Origin of the sequence: Persephonella marina EX-H1 (genome assembly GCF_000021565.1) — a bacterium.
In the GTDB taxonomy this organism is placed as follows: domain Bacteria; phylum Aquificota; class Aquificia; order Aquificales; family Hydrogenothermaceae; genus Persephonella; species Persephonella marina.
In genome coordinates, this window is the sequence record NC_012440.1 from 114,964 (window position 1) to 127,544 (window position 12,581).

The following is a 12,581-nucleotide window of genomic DNA, read 5'->3' on the forward strand; positions in this document are numbered from 1 at the left end:
TCTCCTAAGACAGCATTATAACTTTATCTGCTTCTGTTATAAGTTTTGCAAGACCATACATACTGCTGCTTTCAGCCCAGCTTTCTGGCTTTACCTTTCTCTGTTCTGCGTTATGGGCACAGTAGTAAACCTTAAGACCTTTCTCATTCAGATTTTTTATCTCATCTCTCAGTATGGAAAAAAGACCGTTTCCCATGAAGAACATCTTTGTTGTATGGTTTCTGTTAAGGGATGCCTCTGCAAGTTTTATGGCTGTGTTAAAGTCATGGGAGTATGGATTGCTTGCCATTATGATTAGTAGATTCATCTCACCTTCCTTACTATTACTTCCCACAGATTTTTGTCTATCTGCTTAACTTCAAGTACTTCCTGTCCTTCTTCTCTCATGCTTTTTGGCACATTCTCAACTGAAGGTTTGTAATCAAGTATAACTTTAAGAACCTGTCCAGGTTCCATCTGTTCTATGATAAGCTTACTTTTTACAAAAGTAAATGGGCAAACCTCACCTCTCAGATCAAGCTCTCTATCAACCTTTACTTCTTCCATCACTCACCTCTTAAAAATGAACATCACAGGCCTGTTCGTACTCTATCAGTTCTTTTATCACAGGTTTTTCACCACAGAGTGGACACTTTTTGTCCTTTCTGAGTTTTACAACATTAAACTCAGTAGTTAAGGCATCAAAAACGAGAAGTTTACCTATAAGAGGTTCTCCAATATCAAGTATTAGCTTTAATGCCTCATTTGCCTGAAGTGTTCCCATTATACCCCCAACAACACCGAGCAGACCAGCTTCCTGACAGCTTGGAACAAGCCCCGGAGGTGGTGGCTCAGGGAATAAGCATCTGTAACATGGGGATTCATCCTTGTTTCTGTAATCAAATGTTGTAAGCTGTCCTTCAAATCTAAGTATAGCCGCAGAAACAAGAGGTTTTCCAAGGAAAAAGCATGCATCGTTTATGAGAAATCTTGTGGGGAAGTTGTCAGAGCCATCAAGTACTACATCATAATCCTTTATGATATCTATAACATTTCCTTTATGTATTCTCTCATTGTAGGCGATAACCTTAACATCAGGATTTAGAGCTTCAAGGGTCATCTTCGCAGACTCAACCTTAGGCTTTCCAACTCTCTCGGTGCTGTGGAGGATCTGTCTCTGTAGGTTTGAAAAATCAACGACATCAAAGTCAACAATACCTATAGTCCCAACACCAGCAGCAGCAAGGTAGTAGAGTGATGGAGACCCAAGGCCACCTGCACCTATTACAAGAACCTTAGCATCTAAAAGCTTCTGCTGTCCTTTTCCTCCAACTTCGGGAAGAATTATATGTCTGCTGTATCTTTTTATCTGTTCCTCTGTAAATTGAAAAGACATTCAACCACCTCACAACAGGGATATCAAAAACATATATATTATATGAATTCTAAGATAAATTCAATCTGATCACGGTCATAATTGCTTTCCGGACTCTACAGGTTCTCCTTCAGGTATTTCCTGACCTGATGGAATACCTTCAACGAGCTCCCTCATAAGGTCCTTTACAGAAACAAGCCTTTTTATTCTGTATCCATTTGATCCACTGAAGAATAAACCTGTCTGAACCCTTCCAAGATAAGCATCTCCAAGTCTGTCAGCTATGCAGAAACCTACCTTCTTTGCCTCTTCACCATGATTACATGGAACGACACAGTTTGATGTACACTTAACTTCAGGTGCTGTTCCTCTTTCAATATCTTTTATAAGCTGTGTTATTATCCCCCTTGCAGGGTATCCAACGGGAGATTTTATCAGTTTTATATCCTCTTTTTTAGATTCAATAATAACTCTTTTGAATTCTGGTGCTGCATCACACTCAAAAGTTCCTACAAATCTTGTCCCCATCTGAACACCGGCAGCTCCAAGTGAAAGATAGAACTCTATATCATTTTTGTCCCAGATCCCACCTGCTGCTATTACAGGGAAATCACCCCATTTATCCCTCTCTTTTATAACTTCCGGAACTATATTTTCAAGCTGAAACTCAGGTTTAAAGCAGTCCTCGTATGGTATACCCTGATGTCCGCCAGATTTTGGACCTTCCACAACAACAGCATCTGGAAGCCTGTTGTACTTTTTCTTCCAGTGTTTGCATATTACTCTTAATGCTCTTGCAGATGAAACGATAGGGACAAGTGCAACGTGAGGCTCAGGAGCATACTCTGGAAGTCTTAATGGTAGTCCTGCTCCGGTGATTATTATATTAGCTCCAGCTTCAATAGAGTCCCTAACAACCCTTCCGTAATCTGTAATTGCGTAAAGAATGTTTACTCCAATAACAGCCTTCTCACCGCCAGCTATCTCTTTCGCATCCCTTATTATTCTCTGTAGGGCCTCTCTATTGTGTATATACTTACTTCCAATAGGTCTTCCATCTTTTAGTTTTATGTAGTTCGGATGTCTGTATCCTGTACCAACGGAAGATACTACACCTAAACCTCCGTATTTACTGACTGTTCCGGCCAGATTTTCCCATGAGATGCCAACTCCCATTCCCCCCTGAATAATGGGATACTGTATCTCATACTGTCCGATTCTAAGTGGTGGTAAACTCATCTTTATTCTCCTTCATTAAATGTTAACTCTGGATATATCTTTTTAGCTTTGAGAATTTTGATTGTGGAGTTGTAAAGCTCTCTTTCTCCTGCTTTAAAAACTACAAGATCTATAATAACCTTATCCTTCTTCGTATCAATATACCCTCTTCCTACAAAATCAGCAACAAAAGTTCCATTTCTCCTTTTATGTTCGTATGCTAATATGCCTAACACTCCTATCTCTTTGAGATTGTTTTCCTTGTAGGTAAAATCCATACCGAGAACGTTTTTTACAGCGAAGTTGTGAAGTATATAATCTTCAAGGCCTTCCCATATCTTCTGATAAAGAGGTTTTTTAGAGAATATAGTTTTTATCTCTTTTGAAGATTCCTCTACTAGATCTTTAGATTGTTCTGTTTCCTGAACCTGACCGAATTTTACAATTTTTCCCATATTGCACCTGAAAAACAAACAATAAATAATTAATTATACATATAATATAATATAATTTTCTATCTGATAAAACATAAAAACATAACAAGGAAAATAAATATGGACTCAGGATTAACCGGTTATAAATGGGTTGTACTTGAAGAGAAGAATAAAGCCCCAGAGGATCTTCTAAAAAAGTTTGGAAAAGTAATAGGGCAGCTTTTATATAACAGAAAAGAGATCTTTAACAACAACTTTGAAGAAGAAAATATATATCCAACTTTAAAAAAACTTCTTGATCCACAGCTATTCAATAAACTTGACAGAATATCCTATGAACTTGCAAAGATCATAAAAGATAAGAAAAGGATAGTTATATATGGAGATTATGATGCAGACGGCATAACAAGTACAGCACTTCTTGTTAACTTCTTTAAAGATATTAATGCTGACGTCAGATACTACATCCCAAGCAGATTCTATGAAGGTTATGGCCTGAACAGATCAGCTATAAAAAAGATATCCCAGATGGCCGATGTTCTCATAGTTGTTGATAGTGGGACAAATGCTTATGAGGAACTTCTTTACGCTAAAAAGCTAGGTCTGAAAGTTTTTGTTCTGGATCACCATGAGGCAAAAGAAGAGATCATAGATGATGAGCAGATCTATATCCTCAATCCTAAGTTGCACGATGACATAGATGTTCTTTTTAAGCATCTTGCCTCTGTTGGAATTACCTTTTACGTGATAATAATGCTCAGGAGATTACTCAATCTTGAGGTTAAATTGAAACCTTATCTTGATATAGTAGCCCTCGGAACGGTTGCTGATGTCGTTCCGTTATCTCTTATAAACAGGATACTCGTTCAGAAAGGTATTGAGGAGATAAACAAAAGAAGAAGAACAGGAATAAAAGCTTTACTTGATTATCTTTCTATTGATAAGGTCACATCTTTTGATGTTGGTTTTGTTCTTGCACCTAGACTGAATGCTGCTGGAAGACTTGATGATGCAAAGAAAGCGGTTAAGCTACTTACAACAAAAAATGAGAATAAAGGACGTCAGCTTTCCATAGAGCTTGAGGTGTTGAATAAAAAAAGGCAGAAGCTTACAGAACTTGCATTTAAAGAATCTCAGGTGAAACTGAAAAAAGAAAAAGAGATAAAAAGTATAGTTGTTGCAGATGAGAACTGGCATCCAGGTATTGTTGGAATAGTTGCAGGAAGACTTGCACATCAGTATAAAGTTCCTGCTGTTGTTCTTTCAGTCAAAAATGGAACTGCTATAGGATCGGTCAGAAGTACTGGGAATATAAATATATACAAAGTTATGGAAGAAAATGCAGATCTTTTTGATAGATTTGGAGGTCATACTCTTGCTGCGGGACTTACGATGCCCTCTAAAAACATTGAGAGATTCAAGGAGATATTGATTGATTATGTTTCGTCATTAAAAGAGGAGGATAAGATCTCATTTATTGAGGTTGATATGGAAGTTCCCCTTTCACACTGGACACCTGAAAATGTTAAAAAACTTAAAATACTTGAACCTTTTGGAGAAGGTAATCCTTATCCGAAGTTTATAGCAAGAAATTTAAGAATTGATGATTTTATAACAGTTGGAGCAGGGAACCAGCATCTCAAGTTCTGGTTTAAAGATAATGATGGAAAAGCTTATCCGGCATTATGGTGGGGTTCTGTAGGATTTTTCAAAAAACTGTCTGTGGGAATGAATGTGGACATAATATATACACCAAAACTTTCTACCTGGAATGGTGATTTAGGGGTGGAATTTATCGTTGAAGATATAAAAATTAATTAAATATGACAGATATCATTTTGGTTCTTATTAAGAACAGTTACTATTAAAATAACAAAATATAACTTAAGGAGGTTACCTAAGATGTCAGAAGTAATTTTAGTAGGACAGGAAGTTCCTGATTTTGAGATGGAGACTTATGAGCCTGAAACTGGAAAGTTCGGGACTTTTTCATTAAAGAAAGCAAAGGATGAAGGAAAGTGGACAATTCTTTTCTTCTATCCAGCAGACTTTACATTCGTTTGTCCAACAGAACTTGCAGATCTTGCAGAGGTATATCCAAAACTTAAAGAGCTTGGAGCTGAGGTAGTCTCAGTCTCAACAGATACTAAATTTGTTCACCTTGCGTGGCACAGAGATGAAAAATTACTTGAAAATGTAAAGTACCCAATGGGTGCTGATCCAACAGGAAAGATCTCAAGAATGTTCGGTGTTTATGATGAAGCTACAGGTCTTGCTTTAAGAGGAACATTCATAATTTCTCCAGAAGGAAAGCTTGTTGGCTCAGAGGTTAATTTCTACAATGTTGGTAGAAATGCTGATGAACTTCTCAGAAAAATGGAAGCTAACGCTTACCTCATAGGTCACCCAGATGAGGCTTGTCCTGCAAAATGGGAGCCTGGAAAGAAAACACTCAAACCTTCTGAAGAACTTGTTGGACACGTTTACGAAGCTCTAAATGAGTAATTCTATAAAGGGGGATCTTTCCCCCTTTCTTAAATCTTTCAGTAAATCAATAGTATCTTAAGTATTTTAAGCAATCTCAAAAAAATTAAAACCTCTTGTAGCAAGTTATATCAAGGACTTTCTTTAGTTAACATCAAAAAAATCAAACAGTAATTGAGATTTGAAAATCTGTCAGAAATAAAGGGTAAAATTTTGAGGATGAAATCTGTAAGTTATTGAAAAATAATAAGCTCGTAATTGAGACAGTATTGAGACACGCCTGTTGACAGTTTTTAGATTTTTCAGTATTTTAATAGGGAGTCTGTCAGAAATCGGGGTTTCTTGGAAACAGAATAGGCTTATATCAATAATTATAGAGGAGCTGTTGAAGTTTTCCCGAGATATAAGGGAATTGCGACTTTCTGTTTTTTGCTTTTCATATATTTCTTTTATTCCTGTTGAAGTTTTCCCGAGATATAAGGGAATTGCGACATAGGATCAATCTCAACTACATCTTTTTTAAACACCGTTGAAATTTTCCCGAGATATAAGGGAATTGCGACGGATTATTGACACATCATAAGGGTATCCGTGCCTTGCAAGTTCTGTTGAAGTTTTCCCGAGGAATAAGGGAATTGCGACGAACTAAATCTCCGTTTTGCTCAAAATAGTGTGCCATTGCGTTGAAACTTTCCCGAGAAGTAAGGGAATTGCGACTCCTCAAAGTAGCCTATTAATTCTCTTAAAAATTTGCTAGTTGAAACTTTCCCGAGAAATAAGGGAGTTGTTTTCTGAAAGCTTTTTCTCGCTTAAAAGTGGTATAATAATTCTTCAATTTTTAGTAAGGAGCTGATGCTTTTTGTTACAGTTCAAACTCGTAAGATTTCATCCCGTCAGACTTGAGGTCACCATAACCTCATCACAATTAATCAATATGTTTCCTATAGAAATTCAGGAACATCCCACAATGGGAGATATAGAAAGAGTCTGGATATCCGGAGATAAAGTATTTTCAGTTAAAACTCTTGAGCAGTTTTCCGTAAATCTGTCTGCAGGAAGAAAACATATAAAAGTTTCTGATGATAAGATGTTAAGCATTTTACATGACCTTGAAAAATTTGAAATAGCTTTATATTATGAAGGGAAAGTTGATAAATATGTAGTGGAAAGGATAAAATTATAGTATCATTAATACTTTAAATAAAAACTTTAAAAGGAGGCTGATCTTAATGGCAGTAGTTGTAGTTCAGGAAGGAGAAAGCTTTGAAAAGGCATTAAAGAGATTTAAAAAGATCTGTGAAAAGGAAGGAATTATCACAGAAATGAAGAGAAGAGAGTTTTATGAGAAACCTTCTGTTAAGAGAAAAAGAAAGCAGAGAGCTGCAAGAAAGAGACTTATTAAGGCACTTAAGAAAAAAGGTCTTTTATAAGGGATAAAAAATGGCTGAGCTTCTTAAAAAGCTTCAGGATGAGATGAAAGCCGCTATGAAAAGCGGTGATAAAGAGAAGTTATCAACTATTAGAATGCTTATCTCTGAGATAAAAAAAGTACAGATAGACCAGAAAAAAGAACTTTCAGATGATGAGATAATAGCTGTTATCCAGAGATATGCAAAACAGAGAAAAGAGTCTATAAAACAGTATAGAGAAGCTGGACGGGAAGACCTTGCTCAGAAAGAGGAAAAAGAGCTTCAGATCGTCCAGCAGTTTTTACCTCAACCTTTAACAGAAGAAGAGATTGAAAAGATAGTAGAAGAAACAATAAAGGAACTTAATGCTTCCTCAATGAAGGATATGGGAAAGGTTATGAAAGCTGTTATGGAAAAGGTGAAGGGAAGGGCTGAGGGAGCTGTTGTAAGTTCCATAGTCAAGAGTAAACTTTCCTGAAAATGCTGGATATAATCCTTCTTCTTTTTTTTATTTACCTTGTTATAGCCGGTCTTTTTAATGGTTTTACCCAGATATTTATAAAAGGCCTTGGCTTTTTAACAGCAGGATATTTAGGTTTTTCATTCACAAAAGATCTATCAGCCTATCTGAGCAGATATTTTAATGCAGAAAAGGTAATACTTGATTTTGTGGCTTTTGCTTTGATTTTTATTCTTGTTTTCAGCGTATTTCTTCTTATAAACAGTATCGTTAAAAAAGAGCTTAAAAGCAGAAAAAAGCTGTCTATAATGGATAAGCTAACAGGGGCTATTGCAGGTATTCTGATTTTTGTGATCTGTGTTTATATGATTAAGGAGTTTTCAAAAAAGAACGAAACATTGAGAGAGCTTAGCTCAAAATCCAGAATAGTAAAACTTTTTTCATGGGAAAGATAAAAAATCCAAAGATTTTTTATAAGAATCTCTTTCTTTTTGGAATATTTTTTGTTGCGATATTCCTTATGATAAGAGGTTATCTTTTACTTTATACAGATGATCTTGATGTGGCTCAGAAAGTTATAAAAATAGGTAAAGCTGAGATAGAAACGGTAACAGGTAAAAAATTTGAGACACAGATAAAAGGTCTGAAAAAGAACGATGATGAGATATACATCATCTCTGATGAAGGACAGATCCCCCTTAAGGATATTCTGTATATAGACGGGAAGAATATAAACCAGAAAATAATAAAAAATCTGTCTGACAGGGCCATAAAAGGTATATTTTATGTTGTTTCCGGTGGATTTATTTTCCTGTTTTTAATACTTATCAGAAACTATATCTAAAAGTTCATAACTATTGATTTTTCACCCGCATTTACAAAGTTTAAGAATGTTGCAGCACCTGCCGGTTTTTCAAGACCATCAATAAGATCCTCAACCTTATATCCAAAAAGCTGCATGGCTGTCTGACAGGGATACATTTTTACTCCAAGATCCTGAGCCTGTTTTATAAGCTCTTCAACTGAAGGAACTTTGTTTTCGGCCATCATCTTTTTCATCATATTTGTGGCAAAATCCACCATTCCGGGCATTATTGTGAGTATCTGCGGGACAGGCATCGGCATAGGCATTGCAGGATTACCTACAGGGGAAACTTTAAGATTTTTATATTTTTCTTTGTGAACAACATTTATCCCGTAAAAACTGAAAAACATACCTACTTCCATTCCCATTGCTGCAGCTGTTGTTCCGAGGATGAAAGCAGGCATAACCTTATCTAATGTTCCACTTAGTACTATAATTCCTACTCTTGTAGCCATTTTTATCTCCAATATGAAAAAGATCTTTATTATATTTTATGATAAAGCACGCATAATGTCATTGAAAATGACAAATATCATCAGTGTTCCAAGTAATGCAAAACCGATATAAGCGAGATACTCCTTAGCTTTTTCGGGAAGAGGTCTTCTTATGATCATCTCAATAAGCAGAATGGCTATAAGACCGCCATCAAGAACAGGTATAGGAAGAAGATTAAGATATCCAAGCTGTAGAGAAATAAAAGCTATAGAGAATAAAAATGCTGCAAGACCTGTCTCAAGAGCCTGACCGGAGAACTGGGCTATAGCAATAGGTCCTCCAAGTGTCTTTAAGGAAACCTCACCTGTTATGAGACCTTTTATTACGTTGTATATAGCAACTGTTAACTCTTTTGATTTTTCTATAGCTTTCTCAAAAGATTCTGTAAATCCGTACTTAACAATAGTGGTATCCATTTTAGGTGATATCCCTAATACATACTTGTTAAGTTCTTTATTGAATTCAGGTGTTACCTTTACAGGAAAAACCTTACCATCTCTTCTAACGAGGAGTGTTATCTCCTTTTTTTCCTTTATCGTTGATAGAGTATCAACAAGTTCAAACCAGCTTCTTACAGGTTTTCCGTTAAATGCTATGATCTCATCCCCTTTCTGGAGACCTGCTTTTTCTGCAGGTGATCCTTTCATCACCTGACCTATCTTTGCAGGTATGACAGGGGATATACCGAGAGGTTCTTTTGTGATATCGTGTGGAACCTGAATATTCAGGACTATCTTTTCACCATTCCTGTCTATCTCTATTACAGCACTTTTTGCAGCTTTCATACCTATGGCTATTGTAAACTCTTTCCAGTTTTTAATGGGCTTTCCATCAACAGCAACAATTCTGTCATAAGGTTTTATACCTACTTTTTCTGCTACGGACCCTGGATGGACGTAACCGACAACAACAGGTTCTTTAAGATACTTAGGCTCATGTATTCCTATCATATATGCTGAGGCAAAGAGGATAACCGCAAGAACAATATTAAAAAGAGGTCCTGCAAATGCTATAAGTATCTTCTGCCATCTTGGTTTTGCGTAGAAGGAGCGAGGATCCTCAAAGGCTGCCTTATCAACCTCTCCCTGAACAGGCTCTGTCATACTGTCTTCACCGTACATCTTTACATATCCACCTAAAGGGATGACAGCTATCTGGTAAAGAGTTTCTTTACCTTTCCATTTTATTAAAGGTGGTCCAAATCCTATTGAGAAGACCTCAACTTTAACGCCAAAAAGCCTGGCAAAAAGGAAATGTCCAAACTCATGTATGGTTATAAGAATACCTATCATTATCAGAAATGCTATAACACTTATCAAAATATTCCTCCTTAATTAACGTTCTGTAATTTTAATATATTCCAGAATATTTTTTCTGTTTCTTTTATGATAAAGATAATATCTTCAAATGTTTCCGGTTTGCTGAAATCAGCCTGATCAAGAACCTGTTGGATATAAACAGGTATCATATCAAATGTTATCTTACCTTCAAGGAACAGATTTACCGCTATTTCGTCTGCTGTTGTCAGGACTGTGGGACAGGCTCCACCTTTCTCACCACACTCCTTAGCTATATTTAGCAGAGGAAATCTATCGTAGTCAGGTTCTAAAAATGTTAAGTTTTTTACCTGTGCAAGGTTTAATCTCCTTACATCTATCTCCCATCTTTCAGGGTAAGATATTGCGTAACAGATAGGTATTCTCATATCAGGTGGTGAGAGATGTGATATAACGGAACCATCAATGAACTGGACAAGACCGTGGACGATGCTTTCTGGATGTATAACAACATCTATCTTGCTGTAAGGGATGTTAAAAAGATAATGGGCTTCTATTATCTCAAAACCTTTATTCATCAGTGTAGCACTGTCTATAGAAACCTTTTTACCCATCTTCCATCTGGGATGGTTTAAAGCCTGATCTGGAGTTATGTACCTGAACTCTTCCTTAGGAAGATTTAAAAAAGGTCCTCCTGAAGCTGTGAGTATGATCTTCTCAACCTCTTCTTTTCTTCCTGAAAGAAGACACTGGAATATAGCTGAATGCTCACTGTCTATAGGGAATATGTCTGAGTATTTATCACCGTAAATCTCACCAAGACAGATAATAGCCTCTTTATTCGCTGTGGCGAGCTTTTTGTTGTTTTCTAAGAGCAGATATGTTGGCAGTATTCCGTTTATTCCCGAAATACCGTTTATAAAAAGATCAATATCAAGCTGGGCAAGCTTATAAAGTCCATCCTCACCTATCAGAGTTTTAACACCTTTTATCTTTTCCCCTTCAGCTATATAAACATACTCGGGTTTAAACTCATCTATCTGATCTAAAAGCTTTTCTGAGACTCTGGAAGCTGCCAGTAAAGATACCTCAAGCCTATCCCTGTACTTTCTGACTATGTCAAGTGTCTGTGTTCCAATGGATCCTGTAGATCCAAGGACTGCTAATCTTTTCAAAACATCCCCTCTAACTTATTGAAGCAAATATACTGCCTAAAAGCTGATTTTCATCTTTAAGACCTATCTGCTCAACTTTATCATTTATCACTATCTTTGGTACTGTTGCAACATTGTATTTTACAGCAAGATCACTGAATATGTAACAGTCTATAGCTGTCGCTGTTATATACTCATTTACCATCGCAAAGCTGTATGATTTTAAAACAGCTGGTGGACACCATCCACAGGTGTTAGTTATAAAAACTTTTATTTCAACAGGTCTGTCTATCTGTTCTATCAGTTCAACAGTTCTTTCTGAAAGATCATACTCATTTCTTGAGACCATAACTATAGTATCTATAAATGTTTTAAACTCTCCTCCATCAGGCTTACCCATGAATCTTATTCCGAAATCCTTTTCAGTAGTTTGAATGGAGATACAGGGCGCATCTATACAGCTCAGGCTTTCATTAATCTCAATTGAGATCTTTTCAGAGAAGGTTGATATACTTTCTAAAACCTTTTCTATATCTCTGTCTATATCCTTACCGCTTTTTCTGAGGATTAACTTAACAGGATCTATAAGCTCATTAAAGCGTTTTTTCAAAAATGTATCTGCCCCTTCAGGAAACATATCAAAACCTCATAATTTATAAACAAAAGAATTTTAACAGATTTGGTGATTTTATACACGGAAAGGGAGAAAGAATCTCCCTTTTACTGTTGATCTGCGTAGTTAGGACCTAATTTTGGTGGATTATTGTCCCATGCCTTTGCTCTGGCCTTGTCGTATTCAGGGAATATTTTCTGAGTGTCAGGCCAGAAGGAATGTTCATCAAACTTCTCTTCCCTTCTTCTTGATACAAAATCATCAGCTATCTTTGAAAGCTTTTCCTTATCAAGTACCCATCCCCTTCTTGTATAGGATGATAGATCGTAAATATCTGTATGTATTATGCAGGCTGTTGGGCATGCAAGTGTACACAGACCGCAGAACATACACTTTCCAAGGTCCATATCAAACTGTGATACAACCTTAAGTCCGTGATGTGGATGATCCTCAGGGACATCCAGCTTTTCAGTTTTTATTGTGAATATCTCCGGAACAGGACATGCTGCCTGACAGAACTTACATCCGATACATCTTGTTTCGCCCATCTCAGGGGGTTTTATCTTTAGCTTTTTAACCCATGCATCAAAATCCGGAAGCTCTGTTCCATCAACATTTCTGAGGCCGTGAACACCTCTAAACCTTGGTGCAGGAACAACAACCTCATATGGAAAATCAACAGTTATAACCTTTCTGAAGAGATGTTTTATTGTTGTAGCAAGCCCTTTAGCAAAATCAAGGAAAAATATCTTCTCAACTATTGATTGTGGTTGAACGTTTACGTTCATTCCTACCTTTTTAATACCCATTATAGGCCT

Annotated in this window: 17 protein-coding genes; 7 read left to right on the forward strand and 10 right to left on the reverse strand. The window is 36.6% G+C overall.

From position 1 onward, the window contains the following. Positions 1 to 4: 4 nt before the first annotated feature. The 5 genes from PERMA_RS00630 to PERMA_RS00650 all read right to left on the reverse strand — a co-directional run bounded on the left by PERMA_RS00630 (position 5) and on the right by PERMA_RS00650 (position 3,027). The gene (locus PERMA_RS00630; RefSeq protein ID WP_041530850.1) at positions 5 to 307 is read right to left on the reverse strand and encodes a DsrE family protein; all 303 of its coding nucleotides are present in this window, start codon (positions 305 to 307) and stop codon (positions 5 to 7) included. Further along, the gene (locus PERMA_RS00635) at positions 304 to 546 is read right to left on the reverse strand and encodes a sulfurtransferase TusA family protein (RefSeq protein ID WP_012676153.1); all 243 of its coding nucleotides are present in this window, start codon (positions 544 to 546) and stop codon (positions 304 to 306) included. The genes PERMA_RS00630 and PERMA_RS00635 overlap by 4 nt, the downstream gene beginning before the upstream one ends. 10 nt (positions 547 to 556) lie before the next feature. Beyond that, positions 557 to 1,375, reverse strand: coding sequence for a molybdopterin-synthase adenylyltransferase MoeB (gene moeB / locus PERMA_RS00640; protein ID WP_015898897.1), 819 nt, complete (start codon positions 1,373 to 1,375; stop codon positions 557 to 559). 75 nt (positions 1,376 to 1,450) lie between these two features. Further along, the gene (locus PERMA_RS00645; RefSeq protein WP_012676270.1) at positions 1,451 to 2,593 is read right to left on the reverse strand and encodes an NAD(P)H-dependent flavin oxidoreductase; all 1,143 of its coding nucleotides are present in this window, start codon (positions 2,591 to 2,593) and stop codon (positions 1,451 to 1,453) included. A gap of 2 nt (positions 2,594 to 2,595) precedes the next feature. Beyond that, the gene (locus PERMA_RS00650; protein ID WP_012675671.1) at positions 2,596 to 3,027 is read right to left on the reverse strand and encodes a hypothetical protein; all 432 of its coding nucleotides are present in this window, start codon (positions 3,025 to 3,027) and stop codon (positions 2,596 to 2,598) included. A 99-nt stretch (positions 3,028 to 3,126) separates the two neighbouring features. On the opposite strand from PERMA_RS00650, the gene recJ reads away from it, so the two are divergent. The 7 genes from recJ (at position 3,127) to PERMA_RS00685 (ending at position 8,203) form a co-directional block, all read left to right on the forward strand. Beyond that, positions 3,127 to 4,827, forward strand: a complete 1,701-nt coding sequence (gene recJ / locus PERMA_RS00655; protein WP_012676272.1) for a single-stranded-DNA-specific exonuclease RecJ — start codon at positions 3,127 to 3,129, stop codon at positions 4,825 to 4,827. A gap of 81 nt (positions 4,828 to 4,908) precedes the next feature. Continuing rightward, positions 4,909 to 5,511 (forward strand): peroxiredoxin, encoded by a 603-nt coding sequence (locus PERMA_RS00660; protein WP_012675665.1) that lies wholly within the window; start codon positions 4,909 to 4,911, stop codon positions 5,509 to 5,511. Between the two features lie 946 nt (positions 5,512 to 6,457). Continuing rightward, positions 6,458 to 6,673 carry a hypothetical protein gene (locus PERMA_RS00665; protein WP_012676551.1) on the forward strand — a complete coding sequence of 72 codons (216 nt, stop codon included), beginning with the start codon at positions 6,458 to 6,460 and terminating at the stop codon, positions 6,671 to 6,673. Between the two features lie 46 nt (positions 6,674 to 6,719). Further along, positions 6,720 to 6,920 carry a 30S ribosomal protein S21 gene (gene rpsU / locus PERMA_RS00670; protein WP_012675899.1) on the forward strand — a complete coding sequence of 67 codons (201 nt, stop codon included), beginning with the start codon at positions 6,720 to 6,722 and terminating at the stop codon, positions 6,918 to 6,920. Positions 6,921 to 6,930: 10 nt separating this feature from the next. After that, positions 6,931 to 7,377 (forward strand): GatB/YqeY domain-containing protein, encoded by a 447-nt coding sequence (locus tag PERMA_RS00675; protein WP_012676812.1) that lies wholly within the window; start codon positions 6,931 to 6,933, stop codon positions 7,375 to 7,377. 2 nt (positions 7,378 to 7,379) lie between these two features. After that, complete coding sequence (locus PERMA_RS00680) at positions 7,380 to 7,814, forward strand: CvpA family protein (RefSeq protein WP_012676162.1); 435 nt, start codon at positions 7,380 to 7,382, stop codon at positions 7,812 to 7,814. Then, positions 7,802 to 8,203: a hypothetical protein gene (locus PERMA_RS00685; RefSeq protein WP_012676186.1), complete on the forward strand. Its 402-nt coding sequence runs from the start codon at positions 7,802 to 7,804 to the stop codon at positions 8,201 to 8,203. The genes PERMA_RS00680 and PERMA_RS00685 overlap by 13 nt, the downstream gene beginning before the upstream one ends. Here PERMA_RS00685 and PERMA_RS00690 read toward each other — a convergent pair. The 5 genes from PERMA_RS00690 to PERMA_RS00710 form a co-directional block, all read right to left on the reverse strand. Further along, positions 8,200 to 8,679: a DsrE/DsrF/DrsH-like family protein gene (locus PERMA_RS00690; RefSeq protein ID WP_012675329.1), complete on the reverse strand. Its 480-nt coding sequence runs from the start codon at positions 8,677 to 8,679 to the stop codon at positions 8,200 to 8,202. The two genes, PERMA_RS00685 and PERMA_RS00690, sit on opposite strands and share 4 nt — an antisense overlap. A 36-nt stretch (positions 8,680 to 8,715) precedes the next feature. Further along, entirely contained in the window at positions 8,716 to 10,035 is a 1,320-nt protein-coding gene (gene rseP / locus PERMA_RS00695) for an RIP metalloprotease RseP (RefSeq protein WP_041530965.1), read from the reverse strand. Positions 10,036 to 10,049: 14 nt separating this feature from the next. Continuing rightward, entirely contained in the window at positions 10,050 to 11,171 is a 1,122-nt protein-coding gene (gene dxr, locus PERMA_RS00700) for a 1-deoxy-D-xylulose-5-phosphate reductoisomerase (RefSeq protein ID WP_012676935.1), read from the reverse strand. A 10-nt stretch (positions 11,172 to 11,181) separates the two neighbouring features. Beyond that, complete coding sequence (locus PERMA_RS00705) at positions 11,182 to 11,787, reverse strand: thioredoxin family protein (protein ID WP_012675539.1); 606 nt, start codon at positions 11,785 to 11,787, stop codon at positions 11,182 to 11,184. Between the two features lie 83 nt (positions 11,788 to 11,870). Next, the gene (locus PERMA_RS00710; RefSeq protein ID WP_012675877.1) at positions 11,871 to 12,572 is read right to left on the reverse strand and encodes a NuoI/complex I 23 kDa subunit family protein; all 702 of its coding nucleotides are present in this window, start codon (positions 12,570 to 12,572) and stop codon (positions 11,871 to 11,873) included. Positions 12,573 to 12,581: the final 9 nt, after the last annotated feature.

What these genes read in the sequence shown, in the direction of transcription:
- PERMA_RS00705 (WP_012675539.1), bottom strand. Translation starts at nt 11,787, where the DNA reads ATGTTTCCTGAAGGGGCAGATACATTTTTGAAAAAACGCTTTAATGAG.
- PERMA_RS00710 (WP_012675877.1), bottom strand. Translation starts at nt 12,572, where the DNA reads ATGGGTATTAAAAAGGTAGGAATGAACGTAAACGTTCAACCACAATCA.
- PERMA_RS00685 (WP_012676186.1), top strand. Translation starts at nt 7,802, where the DNA reads ATGGGAAAGATAAAAAATCCAAAGATTTTTTATAAGAATCTCTTTCTT.
- rpsU (WP_012675899.1), top strand. Translation starts at nt 6,720, where the DNA reads ATGGCAGTAGTTGTAGTTCAGGAAGGAGAAAGCTTTGAAAAGGCATTA.
- PERMA_RS00660 (WP_012675665.1), top strand. Translation starts at nt 4,909, where the DNA reads ATGTCAGAAGTAATTTTAGTAGGACAGGAAGTTCCTGATTTTGAGATG.
- PERMA_RS00675 (WP_012676812.1), top strand. Translation starts at nt 6,931, where the DNA reads ATGGCTGAGCTTCTTAAAAAGCTTCAGGATGAGATGAAAGCCGCTATG.
- recJ (WP_012676272.1), top strand. Translation starts at nt 3,127, where the DNA reads ATGGACTCAGGATTAACCGGTTATAAATGGGTTGTACTTGAAGAGAAG.
- PERMA_RS00635 (WP_012676153.1), bottom strand. Translation starts at nt 546, where the DNA reads ATGGAAGAAGTAAAGGTTGATAGAGAGCTTGATCTGAGAGGTGAGGTT.
- PERMA_RS00645 (WP_012676270.1), bottom strand. Translation starts at nt 2,593, where the DNA reads ATGAGTTTACCACCACTTAGAATCGGACAGTATGAGATACAGTATCCC.
- PERMA_RS00680 (WP_012676162.1), top strand. Translation starts at nt 7,380, where the DNA reads ATGCTGGATATAATCCTTCTTCTTTTTTTTATTTACCTTGTTATAGCC.
- PERMA_RS00690 (WP_012675329.1), bottom strand. Translation starts at nt 8,679, where the DNA reads ATGGCTACAAGAGTAGGAATTATAGTACTAAGTGGAACATTAGATAAG.
- PERMA_RS00665 (WP_012676551.1), top strand. Translation starts at nt 6,458, where the DNA reads ATGGGAGATATAGAAAGAGTCTGGATATCCGGAGATAAAGTATTTTCA.
- PERMA_RS00650 (WP_012675671.1), bottom strand. Translation starts at nt 3,027, where the DNA reads ATGGGAAAAATTGTAAAATTCGGTCAGGTTCAGGAAACAGAACAATCT.
- PERMA_RS00630 (WP_041530850.1), bottom strand. Translation starts at nt 307, where the DNA reads ATGAATCTACTAATCATAATGGCAAGCAATCCATACTCCCATGACTTT.
- moeB (WP_015898897.1), bottom strand. Translation starts at nt 1,375, where the DNA reads ATGTCTTTTCAATTTACAGAGGAACAGATAAAAAGATACAGCAGACAT.